Genomic DNA, 14,571 nt, shown 5'->3' on the forward strand with positions numbered 1-14,571 from the left:
CCTCGTCCCTCGGCAAGTTCGCGCAAGAGGCGCGCGGACCAGGGCAGTCTCTGCGGGAGAGATTGAGAAACCGTTGCGGCAAAAGGCCTTGGGCGGGAGTTTTGGCCCTGCCGTGGCGCATCGGGCCGTTGACGCCGGCCCGGTTGGCGTCAGCAGCCCCGGGGAGCCGCTGACGCCTGGATCGGAGTGCGAGGAGTTATGCTTCGCGAGCCAGCGGCCGGGTGCCGTCGACCAGATCGCCCAGCACCTCGGCGGCGAGTTGGAAGGACCTGACCCGGGCGCCGTGATCGTGGATCATTCCGGTGACGATCAGTTCGTCGGGTTGGTAGCGCTCGACGATGGCCCCGAGTTCGCGCCGGACGGTCTCTGGCGAGCCTGTCGCCGAAACCGACAGGGCATGGTTCACCTGGGCAAGCACTGGCGGCGGGATCTCGTCCGCCACGTTGTCGACCGGATACGGCAGCTTGCCGGGGCGTCCGGTGCGCAGCCTGGCGAAGGAGAGCACCTGCGAGGACCGCAGATACCGGGCTTCCGCGTCCGTATCGGCGACGAAGACGCCGGCGGCGACCATCGCATAGGGAGCCGCGAGTTCGGCCGACGGGCGGAAGGTCCGGCGATAGACGTCGAGCGCCTCCTCCAGCATCGTGGGGGCGAAATGGGAGGCGAAGGCGTAGGGCAGGCCAAGGGCGGCGGCAAGCTGGGCGCCATAGAGGCTCGAGCCCAGGATCCACACCGGCACATGGGTGCCCTCTCCTGGAATGGCACGCACCGGCCCGCCTTCGGACGGGTCATCCAGATAGGCGATCAGGTCGACGACGTCCTGCGGGAAATTGTCCTCGCCGGAAAGATGTCGGCGCAGGGCCCGGGCCGTTGCCATGTCGGTTCCGGGCGCACGGCCGAGGCCGAGGTCGATTCGCCCGGGAAACAGCGTTGCAAGGGTGCCGAACTGTTCGGCGATGACGAGTGGCGAGTGGTTGGGCAGCATGATGCCGCCCGCGCCGACGCGCATGCTGCGTGTCGCCGCCGCCACCTGGCCGATGACGACGGACGTCGCCGCGCTGGCGATGCCAGGCATGTTGTGATGCTCGGCAAGCCAGTAGCGGTGGTAGCCCGCCACTTCCGCCTTGCGCGCCAGATCTATGGTGTTGGCGAGAGCATCGCCCGCCGTCTTGCCTTCCGGCACGGGGGACAGATCGAGAAGGGAATAATGTTGCATGAGGATCTCCGTTGGGTCCTCATTTAGGAAACAAAGGCCTGGTAGCCAAGGGCGGACCCGACGGGTTCAGGCGGCGCGACGCTCGAGCGCGGCCCCGCGATAGCTCAGCGCCTCGGCAAGATGGATGCGCCGGACGTCGGGCGATGCGTCGAGATCGGCAAGGGTTCGCGCGACCTTGAGCACGCGGTGATAGCCGCGTGCCGACAGATGCAGGCTCTCCGCCGCTTCCTGCAACAGCATCAGGCCGCTCGCGTCGGGACGGGCGACCTCCTCGATGAGGCGGGCTCCGGTCTGGGCGTTGGTGCGTGCCGGCGCGCCGAGCGCGGCGTAGCGCTGCGACTGGATGCGCCGCGCGGCGGCGACCCGGAGCGCCACGTCGGCCGAGCTCTCCACCGCGCCGCCGCCCATCAGGTCGACGGCGGAGACGGCCGGCACCTCGATGCGCAGGTCGATGCGGTCGAGCAGCGGTCCGGAAAGCCTCGCCTGATATTCCGAGGCGCAGCGCTCGCCCCGCCGGCACGTATGCCCCGGCTCGCCCGCATGGCCGCAGCGGCAGGGGTTCATGGCGGCAATGAGCTGCACCCGCGAGGGGTAGCTGGTGCGGTGGTTGGCGCGCACGATCACCGTCTGGCCCGCTTCCAGCGGCTGGCGCAGACTGTCGAGCACCTGCGGGTTGAACTCGGGCAGCTCGTCGAGGAACAGGATTCCGTTGTGGGCGAGCGACACCTCGCCCGGCCGCGCCTTGACGCCGCCGCCGACAAGAGCCGCCATGGAGGCGGAATGATGCGGCGCGCGGAACGGGCGGCGCTCGCTCAGTCGCCCGTCGGCGAGCTCGCCGGCGATCGAGGCGATCATCGACACCTCGAGCAGCTCGCGCGGCTCCAGCGGCGGCAGGATCGAGGGGAGGCGGCTTGCCAGCATCGACTTGCCGGCACCCGGCGGGCCGATCATCAGCAGGTTGTGGCCGCCGGCGGCGGTGATCTCCAGCGCCCGCTTGGCGCTTTCCTGGCCGCGCACTTCCGACAGGTCCGGCAGGCCGCCGGCCGCAGCGCCGAGCTTCGGGGCCGGGCGGGCGAGAATCTGCGTGCCCTTGAAGTGGTTGGCGAGCTGGATCAGGGAGTGTGGCGCGAGAAGCGCCATGTCGCGGTCGGCCCAGGCGGCCTCGGCGCCGCAGGCGGCCGGGCAGATCAGCCCCTTGCCGAGGCCGTTGGCCCCGATTGCCGCCGGCAGCACGCCGGCGACGGGTGAGATCGTGCCGTCGAGAGCCAGTTCGCCGAGGACGACATAGCCTTCGAGATCGGCCGCGGGCAGCGCGCCCATCGCCGCCATCAGCGCCAGCGCGATGGGCAGGTCGAAATGGGAGCCTTCCTTGGGCAGGTCGGCGGGGGCGAGATTGACAGTGACACGCTTTGCCGGCAGCGACAGGCCGGAGGCGAGAAGCGCGGCGCGCACCCGCTCGCGGCTTTCGCCGACCGCCTTGTCCGGCAGTCCGACGATGGTGAAGGCAACCTGACCGGGGCCTATCTGCACCTGCACGTCGACAGGCTTGGCCTCAATGCCCTGGAAGGCGACCGTCGTCACCCGTGACACCATCCCCCACCCTCCGGCCGCCCGTTTCGCGAAATGACTGCGGTTGCAAGGATTGCAACCTAGCGCAAGCGTTGCGTGCGAGCAACCGAAGGTGGTGGACGGGTTGTGTTGCGCTTCCGCCGCGCTCAGCGCGCGGCGCGCTTGGCCTCGACCGTGTCCCAGACCCTGGCCGCGATGTCCGGCCCGCCGAGCCGTGCGACGGCTCGAATGCCCGTCGGAGCGGTGACGTTGATCTCGGTGAGGAAGCCGTCGATCACGTCGATACCGACGAGGATGAGGCCTTTCTCGCGCAGCGCCGGGCCGAGCCGGGCGCAGATCTCGCGCTCGCGTTCGGACAGGTCGGCCTCGCGTGCCGCGCCTCCGCGCACCATGTTGGAGCGCAGGTCGCCCGCCTGGGGCACCCGGTTGACCGCGCCGGCGAATTCGCCGTCGACGAGCAGGATACGCTTGTCGCCCTTGGACACATTGGGCAGGAAGCGCTGGATCACCCAGGGCTCGCGGAAGGTCGCGGCGAAGAAGTCGTAGAGCGAGCCGTAGTTGAGGTCGTCGGCCGTGATGCGGAACACAGCCGCGCCGCCATGGCCAAAGAGCGGCTTCATGACGATGTCGCCATGCTTGGCACGGAACGCGTCGATGGCTTCGCGGTCGCGGGTGATCAGCGTCTCCGGCATCAGGTCCGGGAATTCGGTGACGAAGAGCTTCTCGGGTGCGTTGCGCACCGAGGCCGGATCGTTCACCACCAGCGTTGCGGGGTGAATCTTCTCCAGCATGTGGGTGGCCGCGACATAGGCCATGTCGAAGGGCGGGTCCTGGCGCATCAGCACCACATCGACCTCGGACATGTCCGTCAGCACCTTCTCGCCGAGCGTGAAGTGATTGCCAACCTCGTCGCGCACCGCGACCGGCTCGAGGCCTGCGGTGACCGTGTTGCCGGTCATGGCCAGCCGATCCGGGGTGTAGTGGTACAGCGCGTGGCCGCGCGCCTGGGCCTCGAGCATCAGCGCGAAGGCGCTGTCGCCGGCAATGTTGATGGAGGAAATATGGTCCATCTGCACCGCGACCTTGAGCGGGCGGGCGGACATCTTGTCTGAAGCGGACATGGCGTTCTCCGGAACGGAGGCGGAAAGAGAGGCGGTCGCATGGCCGCCGGGTTGGTTGAGGATATGCGGGCGCGGGCGGCAATTGTCCAGATGCGTGGCGCGCGGGGCTGCCCCTCAGCCTGTTCCCTCGAAGGCATTCTCGACATGCTCGGGCAGGCGGAAGGGCACGATCAGGACCGCGTCGAAGCGCAGCGTGGTGTCGGCAAGATCCTCCCGGCCGGCCTGCCAGCTTCGCGCCGCGGCAGCGATGCGGCGCCGGCCCTGCGGCGTGATCGCCAGGAGCGCGGCCTCGCGGCTCGCCCGCGCCTTCACCTCGACGAAGGCGACGGTCTTGCCGCGTCGCGCGACGATGTCGATCTCGCCGGACCCTGCCCGATAGCGCCTTGCGAGTATCCGCCAGCCCTTGAGGCGGAGAAAGAAGGCGGCGAGGGTTTCGCCGTGCAGGCCGAGCCGGTAGGCGGCGGGCCGGCTGCGCCGCCTTTCCCCTCCCCTCGTCCCGGCCTCGCGGTCCTTCGCCATCGGTGCACCTCAGCCCGCCGGCTGGAACAGGGCCGCGAGCACGATGGCCATGAAGGTGACGAGAAAACCGCCGACGGCAAGCTTCCATGCGTCGCGCCTGTGCTTCAGGCCTGGCCAGCCGAGCGGCTTGATCACCTGGATCGCGGCGATCAACACGAACATCAGCATCAGGATCTTGCTCATGACGCGTCCCCCTCGCCGGACTTCAGCGTGAGTGCGCGGGCGTAGAGGTCCTTGCGCTCGACGCCGGTGAGCTGGGAGACCTGCTTGGCGGCAGCCGCGGGCTTCATCGTCGCGAGCGCCTCGGCGAGCAGCCGGTCGGCATCGGCCGGGTCGGCCTCAGGCCTCGGTTCGGGCGGCGCGACGACGACGACGATCTCGCCGCGCACCGTCTCGCCGTCGAAACGTCGGGCAAGCTCCGACAGCGTGCCACGCTCGAAGGTCTCGAAGGTCTTGGTGAGCTCGCGGGCGACGACGGCTTCCCGGGTCTTGCCGAAGACGCCGGCCATGTCGGCAAGCGATGCCGCGACCCGGCGCGGGCTCTCGAAGAAGACCAGCGTCGCCGGCACCCGCGACAGCTCGGCGAGCCGTGATGTCCTTTGCCCCGACTTCACCGGAAGAAAGCCGGCAAAGCAGACCGTGTCGGAAGGAAGACCCGCGCCGACGAGGGCGGCAAGCGGCGCGCTGGCGCCGGGGATCGGAATGACCTTGTGCCCCTCGGCGAGCACGGCCTTCACCAGCCGGTATCCGGGATCGGAGACGAGCGGCGTACCGGCGTCGGAGACGAGCGCCACCTTGCCCCCGGCGGCGAGAACGCCAAGCAGCTTGGGGCGGGCGCGTTCGGCATTGTGCTCGTGGTAGGCGGTGAGCGGCGTCTTCAGGCCGAAGCGGCGCATCAGCGTCGCCGTCACCCGCGTGTCCTCGCAGGCGACCAGGTCGGCGCCGGCCAGTGTCTCGAGCCCGCGCACGGTGATATCGCCGAGATTGCCGATCGGGGTCGAGACGATATAGAGGCCCGGCTCCTGGCGCGGCGCCTCGAAGCGCTGGGCGCCGATGAAGAAATCGTCCCGCCCCTTCGGTTCGGCCGTCCGCTTTCCGTCTTCGGGAGCGTGTTGCGGATGATCGTCCGCGGGCAGGCTCGTCTGCGGATCGGGAACGTCGGGTCTGGACATCGGCGGCGGTGGTCCTGGTTCGTGGCGGGTCTCGGGCACGGCGGCGGCGCGGCCGCCGCGACGCGCCTGTTGTGACAGGAAACACGCCCAAGGCCAAGCGCGGGACCCCGGCCGCCACTGCAAGGATTTGCAGCGGGCGGGGCGGACTGGTAATCATCCCCGAGGGCCGGAGTTCTTCGGTCGGGGGCAATTCGCAATCAGGAGAACTGGCGCGGTGCTAGGTATCATTGGCAGGGCCCTTTCGGGCGTGACCCGTTCGGGCACGGGTGCGGCGCGCTTCGCGGGTTCCGCGCGCGCGGGTCTGGTGCTCGGCGCCGGCCTGGCGCTGGCAAGCTGCACGGGCTCCACGCTCGGCGAATATCCGGGCTATCCCTCGACGCCGGGCCAGCCGGTGGCAAGCGGCCAGACGATCGGCGCGGGCTCCGTGCGCGTCGCCATGCTGCTGCCGATGACCGGCGGCGGCAGCGCCTCCTCCATCGCCACCGTCTTCCGCAACACCGCGGAACTGGCGCTGTCCGATTTCCAGGGCGCGGACGTGCAGATCCTGGTCAAGGACACCGGCGGCACCGCCGAGGGCGCGCGCGCCGCGGCCCAGGCGGCGATCAACGAGGGCGCTGAAATGCTGCTCGGCCCGGTCTTCGCACCGGCTGTCGGCGGCGCCGCCAGCGTTGCCCGTGCTGCGGGTGTTCCGGTCATCGCCTTTTCCTCCGATGAATCGGTCGCCTCGCGCGGCGTCTACCTGCTGAGCTTCCTGCCGCGTGGCGACGTGTCGCGCGTCATTTCCCACGCCGCGCGCGAGGGTCGGCGCTCCTTCGCCGCCATCCTGCCGGACGACACCTATGGCGCCGTGGTCGAGGCCGCTTTTCGCCAGGAAGTGGGACGCGCCGGCGCGCGCATCGTCGCCATCGAGCGCTACAAGCTGAACGGATCGGACACCACCGACCTTGCCGAGAAGGTCGGCAAGGTGGCCGCCAACGCGTCGCAGATCGACGCGATCTTCGTGCCGGCGGGCAATGTCGCGCCCTTCGTCGCGCAAAGCCTGTCGACCGGCGGCGTCAACCTCGGCACGACCAAGCTGCTCGGCAGCGGCCAGTGGGACAACCAGCAGGTGCTCAATGCCGCGCCGCTGGCCGGCGCATGGTATCCAGGGCCCGATGCGGCCGGCTTCGATGCCTTCGCTCAGCGCTATGCGGCCCGCTACGGCAGCCGCCCGCCGCGCAATTCCTCGCTCGCCTATGACGGCACGATCCTTGCCGCGGGCCTCGTGCGCTCCGCCGGGCAGGCGCGCTTCTCGGAGCGGGTGTTGACCAACCGCGACGGCTTCCTCGGCATCGACGGCGTCTTCCGCTTCGAGCGCGACGGAACCAACCAGCGGGGCCTCGCGATCTACGAAGTGACGGGCAAGGGCTCGCGCATCGTCTCGCCGGCGCCGCGCAGCTTCGGCAACTAGGCCGCCCACCTTCTGTCCGTGTCGCCCGTGCTCGGGCGGCAGCCTGCGTGCCTGAAAGCAATGGAGAACGCGCGGTGAGCCTTGCCGATACCCGTATCCTGCTCGTGATCGGTGGCGGCATCGCCGCCTACAAGAGCCTCGATCTGATCCGCCGGCTGCGCGAGCGCGGCGCGAGGGTGCGCTGCATCATGACCGAGGGCGCCTGCCGCTTTGTCACGCCGCTATCGGTGGGCGCGCTGACCGGTGACAAGGTCTTCACCGAGCTCTTCGACCGGGACGCCGAACATGATGTCGGCCACATCCGCCTTGCCCGCGAGGCGGATGCGATCGTGGTCGCGCCGGCGACCGCCGACATGATGGCGAAGATGGCGAGCGGCCTTGCCGGCGATCTCGCCGGTGCCGTGCTGCTTGCCTCCAAGCTGCCGTTGCTGCTGGCGCCCGCCATGAACCCCGCCATGTGGTCCCACCCGGCGACCCGGCGCAACGTGATGCAACTCGTCGCCGACGGCGCGCGCCTTGTCGGCCCCAATGCGGGCGAGATGGCGGAAACGGGCGAGGCGGGAACCGGCCGCATGGCCGAGCCGCTGGAAATCACGGCCGCGCTCGAGGCGCTGCTCGCCCCGCCGGTCGAGGGGCTGGCCGGCCGCCATGTGCTGATCACCTCCGGCCCGACCCATGAACCGATCGATCCGGTGCGCTACCTCGCCAATCGCTCCTCCGGCAAGCAGGGGCATGCCATCGCCGGCTGGATGGCGCGTGCGGGGGCGCGCGTCACGCTGGTTTCCGGCCCAGTCGCCCTGCCAGATCCGCCGGGCGTGACGGTGGTGCGGGTCGAGACCGCCCGCCAGATGCTGGCGGCGGTCGATGCGGCGCTTCCCGCCGACGTCGCCGTGATGGCCGCCGCCGTTGCCGATTGGCGGGTGGAGAGCGAGAGCGGCCGCAAGATCAAGAAGGATGGAAGCGGCGCGGTTCCGACGCTGCCGCTTGCCGAGAATCCGGACATCCTCGCCACCATCGGCCACCACGCCACCCTGCGCCCGCGCCTGGTCGTCGGCTTTGCCGCCGAGACGGACACGGTGATCGAGAACGCCATGGCCAAGCTCGACCGCAAGCGTGCCGACATGATCGTCGCCAACGATGTTTCGCCGGAAACCGGGGTCATGGGCGGTGACGCCAACACTGTCCGTCTCGTTTCCCGCGACGGGGTGGTCGACTGGCCGACCTTGCCCAAGGACGAGGTCGCCCGCCGTCTCGTCGAGGAAATCGCAGCAAGGCTTCGGACGCTCTGAGCCTCCAGCCGTCGCCCTCTCCACATCTTTCGCCGCGCCGCGTGCCGGCGCCTTCAACGAGGATTTTCCGCCGATGACCGTGCCTGTCCAAGTGCGTCGCCTGCCCCATGGCGCCGACCTGCCGCTGCCCTCCTACCAGAGCGACGAGGCGGCGGGGATGGACCTGCTCGCCGCCGTCGACGCACCGGTGAAGATCGTGCCCGGCGCGCGCGCGCTGGTGCCGACGGGCATTGCCATCGCCCTGCCGCCGCGCACGGAGGCGCAGGTGCGCCCGCGCTCGGGGCTCGCCAGCCGCAACGGCGTCACCGTGCTCAATACGCCCGGCACGATCGACCCGGACTACCGCGGCGAGATCAAGGTGATCCTGATCAATCTGGGCCATGAGACCTTCGTCGTCGAACGCGGCGACCGCATTGCCCAGATGATCGTCGCTCCGGTTTCGCGGGCCGAACTGACCGAGGTCGAGGCGCTGGACGATACAGCGCGCGGCACCGGCGGGTTCGGCTCCACCGGTCACCGCTGAGGTTTCCGCCACGGCCCGGCGGCGCAACGCCTGCGCCGCCGGGCCGTCGAGTTTCCGGTATTTCAGCAAACCTGTTCTGGTTTTTCCGTGATTTGTGGAACGTGATTGCGTCGCGTTGCGCAAGCGGACTGTTGTCAGGTCTCGTCAGGCCGGCGCGCGCGCCCTACATTGTGCGAACATGAAACGCGCGGAGCGCGCGTGCGAGCGTGCAGCGCCTGCGCGCCGGAAGGGAGCCTGACATGAGCGATCGTACCCCCGGCCGTGGCCGGATCTATGCCTCGATCACCGACACCATCGGCGATACGCCGCTCGTGCGGCTCGACAGGCTGGCGAAGGACGCAGGCGTCGAGGCCGAGATCCTGGCCAAGCTCGAGTTCTTCAATCCGATCTCCAGCGTCAAGGACCGTATCGGCGTGTCGATGATCGACGCGCTGGAAGCCGAGGGCAAGATCGTGCCCGGCAAGACCACGCTCGTCGAGCCGACCTCGGGCAACACCGGCATCGCGCTTGCTTTTGTTGCAGCCGCGCGCGGTTACCGGCTGATTCTGGTGATGCCGGAGACCATGTCGATCGAGCGCCGCAAGATGCTGAAGCTGCTCGGCGCCGAGCTTGAACTGACCGAGGGGCCGAAGGGCATGAAGGGCGCCATCGCGCGCGCCGCGGAGATGGTTGCGGAGATCGAGGGCGCGGTGATGCCGCAGCAGTTCGAGAACCCGGCCAATCCGGCGATCCACCGCCGCACCACCGCGCTCGAGATCTGGAACGACACTGGCGGCAATGTCGACGTCTTCGTGTCCGGCATTGGCACCGGCGGCACCATCACCGGCGTCAGCGAGGTGCTGAAGGAGAAGAACCCGGACCTGCATGTGGTCGCGGTCGAGCCCGAGGACAGCCCTGTCCTGTCCGGCGGCAACCCCGGCCCGCACAAGATCCAGGGCATCGGCGCCGGCTTCGTGCCGGGCGTTCTCAACACCAAGGTCTATGACGAGGTGGTCAAGATCGGGAATGACGAGTCCTTCGAGATGGCCCGCAAGGTGGCGCGGGTCGAGGGCCTGCCGGTCGGCATTTCCTCCGGCGCGGCGCTCGCGGCCGCGCTCAAGGTCGGCGCCCGTCCCGACATGAAGGGCAAGCGCATCGTCGTGATCATCCCGTCCTTCGCCGAGCGTTATCTCTCGACGGCGCTGTTCGACGGACTGGAGTAAGCCGGTCGGACGGCATTGCCGGACATGCGGCGGCGGGGTCGGAAACGGCCCCGCCGCTGTCGTTTCCGCAGGCGGGACTAGCGAACGACGACGGCGGTTCCCGTGGCGCTGACCATCAGCATGGAGCCGTTCTGGCCAACCGTCTCATAATCGAGATCGACGCCGATCACCGCATTGGCGCCAAGATGCGCCGCCCGCTGCTGCAGTTCATGCAGCGCGATCTCGCGGGCCTTGCCCAGTTCTTCCTCATAGGCGGCGGAGCGGCCGCCGACGATGTCGCGGATGCCGGCGAAGAGATCCTTGAAGATGTTGGCGCCGAGGATGGCCTCGCCCGTGACGATGCCCTTGTAGTCGGCGATCTCGCGGCCCTGAAGCGTATTGGTTGTGGTGACCAGCATGTCGTCTCCTCTTGCGGTGCGCCGGATTGCATCGTGTATCCGGCCCGGTTGAGATGGCGTTGCCGGTCGGCCCGGTCAAGACGGCGCGCGATGCGTCGTCAGCTCCCCGGGCCCATCAGTCGGTCGATGGGCACGTAATCGTCGGTGAGGACCGGTGGGTCGAGGCGCGCGACCAGACGGTCGATCCTCTCCTCAGGCATCCGTCCGATGATCCGTGGCGAGGTCCCCGCTGCGGTTGGCGGCAGCGCCATGCGGCCGGTTTCGGTCGCCGAGCGGCCGGCGACCAGTACGAAGGTGGTGCGCCCGCCGGCGGTGAAATCCTCTGCCTCCACCCAGACCTCTACGACGGGAAAGACGGCACGCAGCGTGCGCACGGTGGCCGCCAGCGCCTGCAGCCTGTCCATGTGGTCGATGAGGTTCATGGCGTAGAAGCCGTCCGCTCCGAGATGGTCGGCGATCTCGGCATAGAACTCCCGCGTCACCAGATGGGCGGGCACCGCGATGTCGGTGAAGGCGTCGCCGACGATGATCTGGAAGCCGCCCTCCGCGCGCAGCAGGCGGCGGGCGTCGCCGTGGCGCACGGTGAAGCGGGCGGGATCGACGTCGAAGCCTGCCGCGGCCACGCGGGTCACCTCCGGGTCGATCTCGGCGACGACGAGCCCCTTGCGCGCACCCTCGGTGGTCCAGGCACGCGGCAGCGTCAGCGCTCCACCGCCGACGAAATAGGCTGACGTGGGCGTGTCACCGAGACGCCGGCGCGCAACGGCATCGATGATCGCCGCATAGGGCATCTCGAGACGGCGCGGCTCGCCGATGACGTTGATGCCATGGCCGAGATGGTCGATCACCATCACCTTTGTCGGCGCGTTGAACTGGTCGGAGATGTCGAGGGCGCGGATGCAGTAATAGCGGCTTTCCACGTCACAGGCGCGGGTCGCGGTCGCCGGAGCGACGGCGGCGATGGCAAGGGCGATGAGCGACAGCGCCACCGCGGGGGCCGTGGAGGGTCCGGGGCCTGCGCGCCGCGCCACCGCGAGCGTGAGAATAGCCAGAAGCGCATAGATGACGGCGACCGCGATCAGTGTTCGCGCGGTGCCGAGCCACGAGATGAAGAGATAGCCGGCGGCGAGCGTTCCGGCGATGGCGCCGATGGCGGAGACCGCGTGCAAGGCCCCGAGCGCGCGACCGCTGCGCGCCCTGTCCTCGATGGCGAGGCGGGCGAGGATCGGCGAGGGAATGCCGGCGGCAAACGAGGGCAGGAAGAAGAGCGCCGCGCTCAGCGCGACGATGCCGCCGACCGGATCGTCGATCCGCGAGAGCAGCGGGCCCGAGACCAGAACGAGAAGCGGCAGCGCCGCGGCCGTGGCGATCGCGCCGAAGGCGGCGGAAGCCGAGAGCCACAGCAAGCCGGAGCGCGCCGGCCTGTCGGCGACGAGCCCCCCGGCCCAGTGGCCGGCGGAAAAGCCGGCGAGCACCACCGCGATCACCGCGGTCCAGGTGTAGAGCGACATGCCGACATAAGGGGCAAGCATGCGCCCGGCGACGATCTCGACGACGAGCCCTGCCGCCGCGACGACGAATTGCGCCAGAAGCAGGAAGGCGAACGAAATTCGCGGGCCGGTCGTCGGGGTCGCGACGGGAGGGGCGGAGGCGCGCGGCCCGGCCGCCTCGATGTCTGGATTACGCATCATGGCGGCAAGCCTATCCCGGCCCGAGCGGGCCGGGAAGCGGCTTTGCGCGTGATCAGGCCGGAGCGCCGATCCGGTCCGGATGGGCGGCGGCGAAAGCCTCCAGCTCGGCGCAGGCGGCGTCGATCGCCACGATTGCCGGCATGGCCGTCAGATCGACGCCCCAGCGGCGCGCGTTGTAGACCTGAGGCACCAGGCAAAGGTCGGCCAGCGTCGGCGTGTCGCCGTGGCAGAACCGTCCCGAACCACCGTCCTGGAGCATCGTCTCGAGGGCAGTGAGCCCGCTGCCGATGTGTTCCTTCATCCAGTCGACGCGCACCTCGTCGGCGCCTCCGGCCAGCTCCTTGACGCGGGAGGCAACGGACAGGTTGCAGACCGGATGGATCTCCATGGCAATGACATGGGACAGCGCCCGCACCCGTTGGCGGCCGAGGGCGTCGGCGGGAAGCAGGCTGCTGCCGTCGCGGGTCTCGTGCAGATATTCGATGATCGCCAGCGACTGGGTCATCGTCCGTCCGTCGATGTCGAGGGCGGGCACAAGGCCCTGCGGATTGCGCGCCAGATGCGGGGCGGCGCGATGAGCGCCGGTCAGCAGGTTCACGGGCGCGGCGTCATAGGCGATGCCAAGCAGGTTGAGCGCAATCCGCACCCGGTAGCTCGCCGAGGAACGCCAGTAGTCGTGGAGGACGGGAGTGCTCATGTCTTTCCTTCCGCTCGCGGGATCTTGCGCGTCGTGCGACGCGCGCTCCCGGTGGGAACTACACGGGCCGGCGGGCCGGGCCAAGTGTGCTCTTGCTCCTGCCGCTGCGTGAAGGGGGCGACAAAAAATTTGACTATTTGGTCAAAACTCGGCCCAATGCTGAAAGGCGGACGATTTCCCGATCAATGAGGAAGCGCCGTCTGCAATCGCCAGAGCAGGCATCCGCCCGTGTCGCGGATGCCGCAGAAGTCGGCGCGGCGGAGCATCCTTCCCTCGTCCCCGCGCCCCAGAGGAGAACCATGTGCCGCCCGCCCGCGCGCGACGCGCGGTCAGCCGGCCATCGTGGAGGTGCAGCCATGGCTGACGTACTCACGGCCCCTGACGTCCGCTCCGGGCGCCTGACGGCCGACGATTATCTCGACAATTTCGACGACCTGCACCCGCCGCTGGGCGTCCACGAGGCGCGTGTCGAGGCGGATCGCTGCTATTTCTGCTACGATGCGCCCTGCACCATCGCCTGTCCGACCTCGATCGACATCCCCAAGTTCATTCGCCAGATCTCGACCGGAAATCCGGTGGGATCGGCGAAGACGATCTTCGCGGAGAATATCCTGGGTGGCATGTGCGCCCGCGTCTGTCCGACGGAGACACTGTGCGAGGAGGCCTGTGTCCGCAATCTTGCGGAGGACCGGCCGGTGCAGATCGGCCTGCTTCAGCGCCATGCGACCGACATCTATCTCTCCGACCCGGACCGCCACCCGTTCGAGCGCGCCGCCGCGACCGGCAGGCGTGTCGCCGTCGTCGGCGCGGGACCGGCGGGGCTCTCCTGTGCCCATGCGCTGGCGCGCCACGGTCATGAGGTGACGGTGTTCGAGGCACGCGAGAAGCCGGGCGGGCTCAGCGAGTACGGCATCGCCGCCTACAAGACGACCGATGATTTCGCGCAGAGGGAGGTTGCCTTCGTCGCCGCCATCGGCGGCATCGGCATCGACTGTGGCAAGGCGCTCGGCCGCGATCTGACGCTTGCCGGGCTGAGGCAGGATTTCGATGCCGTGTTCCTCGGCATGGGTCTTGCCGGCGTCAATGCGCTCAAGGTCGAGGGCGAGACGCTTTCGGGTGTTCTCGACGCGGTCGACTACATCGCCGGCCTGCGCCAGACGGCGGATCTCGCCAGCCTTCCCATCGGTCGCAAGGTGGTGGTGATCGGCGGCGGCATGACCGCCATCGACATCGCCGTGCAGGCGAAGCGGCTCGGCGCGGAGGAGGTCACCATCGCCTATCGCCGCGACCGCGAGGCCATGAAGGCCAGCCCCTACGAGCAGGAAGTGGCGCTGACCAACGGCGTCATCATTCGCGAATGGCTGCGTCCGGCCCGGCTGATCGGAGCCGGCGGCCATGTCCGCGCCATCGCGCTCGAGCGTACCGCCGTCGATGCCTCAGGCCGGCTCGCCGGCACGGGCGAGACCGTCACGCTGGAAGCTGACCAGGTGTTCAAGGCGATCGGCCAGAGTTTTGTCGCCGATCCGCTCGCCGCCGACGCACCGGCGCTCGAGGACGGGCGCATCATGGTCGACGAAGACCGCCGCACCTCGCTTGCGAACGTGTGGGCGGGTGGCGACTGCATCGCAGGCGGCGACGACCTGACGGTCGCGGCCGTCGAGGACGGCAAGATCGCCGCGCAGGCCATCCATGCGAGCCTCTCCGCCTGAGGGAGCCGCGCGACC

At 69.3% G+C, this 14,571-nt stretch carries 14 protein-coding genes; 5 read left to right on the forward strand and 9 right to left on the reverse strand.

The window, feature by feature from the left end; genetic code table 11:
* Positions 1–196: 196 nt before the first annotated feature.
* From ACSLUQ_RS17345 to rsmI, 6 genes are all read right to left on the reverse strand, one after another.
* The gene (locus ACSLUQ_RS17345; protein WP_461809240.1) at positions 197–1,216 is read right to left on the reverse strand and encodes an LLM class flavin-dependent oxidoreductase; all 1,020 of its coding nucleotides are present in this window, start codon (positions 1,214–1,216) and stop codon (positions 197–199) included.
* A gap of 66 nt (positions 1,217–1,282) precedes the next feature.
* Entirely contained in the window at positions 1,283–2,809 is a 1,527-nt protein-coding gene (locus ACSLUQ_RS17350; RefSeq protein ID WP_461809241.1) for a YifB family Mg chelatase-like AAA ATPase, read from the reverse strand.
* A gap of 122 nt (positions 2,810–2,931) precedes the next feature.
* Entirely contained in the window at positions 2,932–3,888 is a 957-nt protein-coding gene (gene gshB, locus ACSLUQ_RS17355; RefSeq protein WP_417771700.1) for a glutathione synthase, read from the reverse strand.
* Positions 3,889–4,020: 132 nt separating this feature from the next.
* On the reverse strand, positions 4,021–4,425 hold the full coding sequence (locus ACSLUQ_RS17360) for a YraN family protein (protein ID WP_461809242.1): 405 nt from the start codon (positions 4,423–4,425) through the stop codon (positions 4,021–4,023).
* Between the two features lie 9 nt (positions 4,426–4,434).
* Positions 4,435–4,608 (reverse strand): hypothetical protein, encoded by a 174-nt coding sequence (locus ACSLUQ_RS17365; protein ID WP_417771256.1) that lies wholly within the window; start codon positions 4,606–4,608, stop codon positions 4,435–4,437.
* A complete protein-coding gene (gene rsmI / locus ACSLUQ_RS17370; RefSeq protein WP_417771255.1) occupies positions 4,605–5,597 on the reverse strand; it encodes a 16S rRNA (cytidine(1402)-2'-O)-methyltransferase in 993 nt (330 codons plus the stop codon). Before rsmI ends, ACSLUQ_RS17365 begins: the two co-directional genes overlap by 4 nt.
* A gap of 214 nt (positions 5,598–5,811) precedes the next feature.
* Here rsmI and ACSLUQ_RS17375 point away from each other — a divergent pair, with 214 nt between their 5' ends.
* The 4 genes from ACSLUQ_RS17375 (at position 5,812) to cysK (ending at position 10,061) form a co-directional block, all read left to right on the forward strand.
* Positions 5,812–7,047 carry a penicillin-binding protein activator gene (locus tag ACSLUQ_RS17375; RefSeq protein WP_417771254.1) on the forward strand — a complete coding sequence of 412 codons (1,236 nt, stop codon included), beginning with the start codon at positions 5,812–5,814 and terminating at the stop codon, positions 7,045–7,047.
* A gap of 74 nt (positions 7,048–7,121) precedes the next feature.
* Positions 7,122–8,336, forward strand: coding sequence for a bifunctional phosphopantothenoylcysteine decarboxylase/phosphopantothenate--cysteine ligase CoaBC (gene coaBC, locus ACSLUQ_RS17380; protein WP_461809243.1), 1,215 nt, complete (start codon positions 7,122–7,124; stop codon positions 8,334–8,336).
* A 73-nt stretch (positions 8,337–8,409) separates the two neighbouring features.
* Positions 8,410–8,859: a dUTP diphosphatase gene (dut, locus tag ACSLUQ_RS17385; RefSeq protein WP_417771252.1), complete on the forward strand. Its 450-nt coding sequence runs from the start codon at positions 8,410–8,412 to the stop codon at positions 8,857–8,859.
* Between the two features lie 239 nt (positions 8,860–9,098).
* Positions 9,099–10,061, forward strand: a complete 963-nt coding sequence (gene cysK / locus ACSLUQ_RS17390) for a cysteine synthase A (RefSeq protein ID WP_417771251.1) — start codon at positions 9,099–9,101, stop codon at positions 10,059–10,061.
* A 77-nt stretch (positions 10,062–10,138) separates the two neighbouring features.
* On the opposite strand, the gene ACSLUQ_RS17395 is transcribed toward cysK, so the two are convergent.
* The 3 genes from ACSLUQ_RS17395 to maiA form a co-directional block, all read right to left on the reverse strand.
* Entirely contained in the window at positions 10,139–10,459 is a 321-nt protein-coding gene (locus ACSLUQ_RS17395; protein WP_461809244.1) for a heavy metal-binding domain-containing protein, read from the reverse strand.
* A gap of 98 nt (positions 10,460–10,557) precedes the next feature.
* Positions 10,558–12,150, reverse strand: coding sequence for a fused MFS/spermidine synthase (locus tag ACSLUQ_RS17400; RefSeq protein ID WP_461809245.1), 1,593 nt, complete (start codon positions 12,148–12,150; stop codon positions 10,558–10,560).
* A gap of 52 nt (positions 12,151–12,202) precedes the next feature.
* Positions 12,203–12,847 carry a maleylacetoacetate isomerase gene (gene maiA, locus ACSLUQ_RS17405; protein ID WP_417771248.1) on the reverse strand — a complete coding sequence of 215 codons (645 nt, stop codon included), beginning with the start codon at positions 12,845–12,847 and terminating at the stop codon, positions 12,203–12,205.
* A gap of 356 nt (positions 12,848–13,203) precedes the next feature.
* On the opposite strand from maiA, the gene ACSLUQ_RS17410 reads away from it, so the two are divergent.
* On the forward strand, positions 13,204–14,556 hold the full coding sequence (locus ACSLUQ_RS17410; protein ID WP_417771247.1) for an NAD(P)-dependent oxidoreductase: 1,353 nt from the start codon (positions 13,204–13,206) through the stop codon (positions 14,554–14,556).
* The last annotated feature ends 15 nt before the right edge of the window (positions 14,557–14,571 follow it).

It is taken from the genome of Stappia sp. ICDLI1TA098 (genome assembly GCF_054880955.1).

Coding starts and splice junctions, on each gene's coding strand:
- ACSLUQ_RS17345 (WP_461809240.1), bottom strand. CDS start 1,216: ATGCAACATTATTCCCTTCTCGATCTGTCCCCCGTGCCGGAAGGCAAG.
- ACSLUQ_RS17350 (WP_461809241.1), bottom strand. CDS start 2,809: ATGGTGTCACGGGTGACGACGGTCGCCTTCCAGGGCATTGAGGCCAAG.
- gshB (WP_417771700.1), bottom strand. CDS start 3,888: ATGTCCGCCCGCCCGCTCAAGGTCGCGGTGCAGATGGACCATATTTCC.
- ACSLUQ_RS17360 (WP_461809242.1), bottom strand. CDS start 4,425: ATGGCGAAGGACCGCGAGGCCGGGACGAGGGGAGGGGAAAGGCGGCGC.
- ACSLUQ_RS17365 (WP_417771256.1), bottom strand. CDS start 4,608: ATGAGCAAGATCCTGATGCTGATGTTCGTGTTGATCGCCGCGATCCAG.
- rsmI (WP_417771255.1), bottom strand. CDS start 5,597: ATGTCCAGACCCGACGTTCCCGATCCGCAGACGAGCCTGCCCGCGGAC.
- dut (WP_417771252.1), top strand. CDS start 8,410: ATGACCGTGCCTGTCCAAGTGCGTCGCCTGCCCCATGGCGCCGACCTG.
- cysK (WP_417771251.1), top strand. CDS start 9,099: ATGAGCGATCGTACCCCCGGCCGTGGCCGGATCTATGCCTCGATCACC.
- ACSLUQ_RS17395 (WP_461809244.1), bottom strand. CDS start 10,459: ATGCTGGTCACCACAACCAATACGCTTCAGGGCCGCGAGATCGCCGAC.
- ACSLUQ_RS17400 (WP_461809245.1), bottom strand. CDS start 12,150: ATGATGCGTAATCCAGACATCGAGGCGGCCGGGCCGCGCGCCTCCGCC.
- maiA (WP_417771248.1), bottom strand. CDS start 12,847: ATGAGCACTCCCGTCCTCCACGACTACTGGCGTTCCTCGGCGAGCTAC.
- ACSLUQ_RS17410 (WP_417771247.1), top strand. CDS start 13,204: ATGGCTGACGTACTCACGGCCCCTGACGTCCGCTCCGGGCGCCTGACG.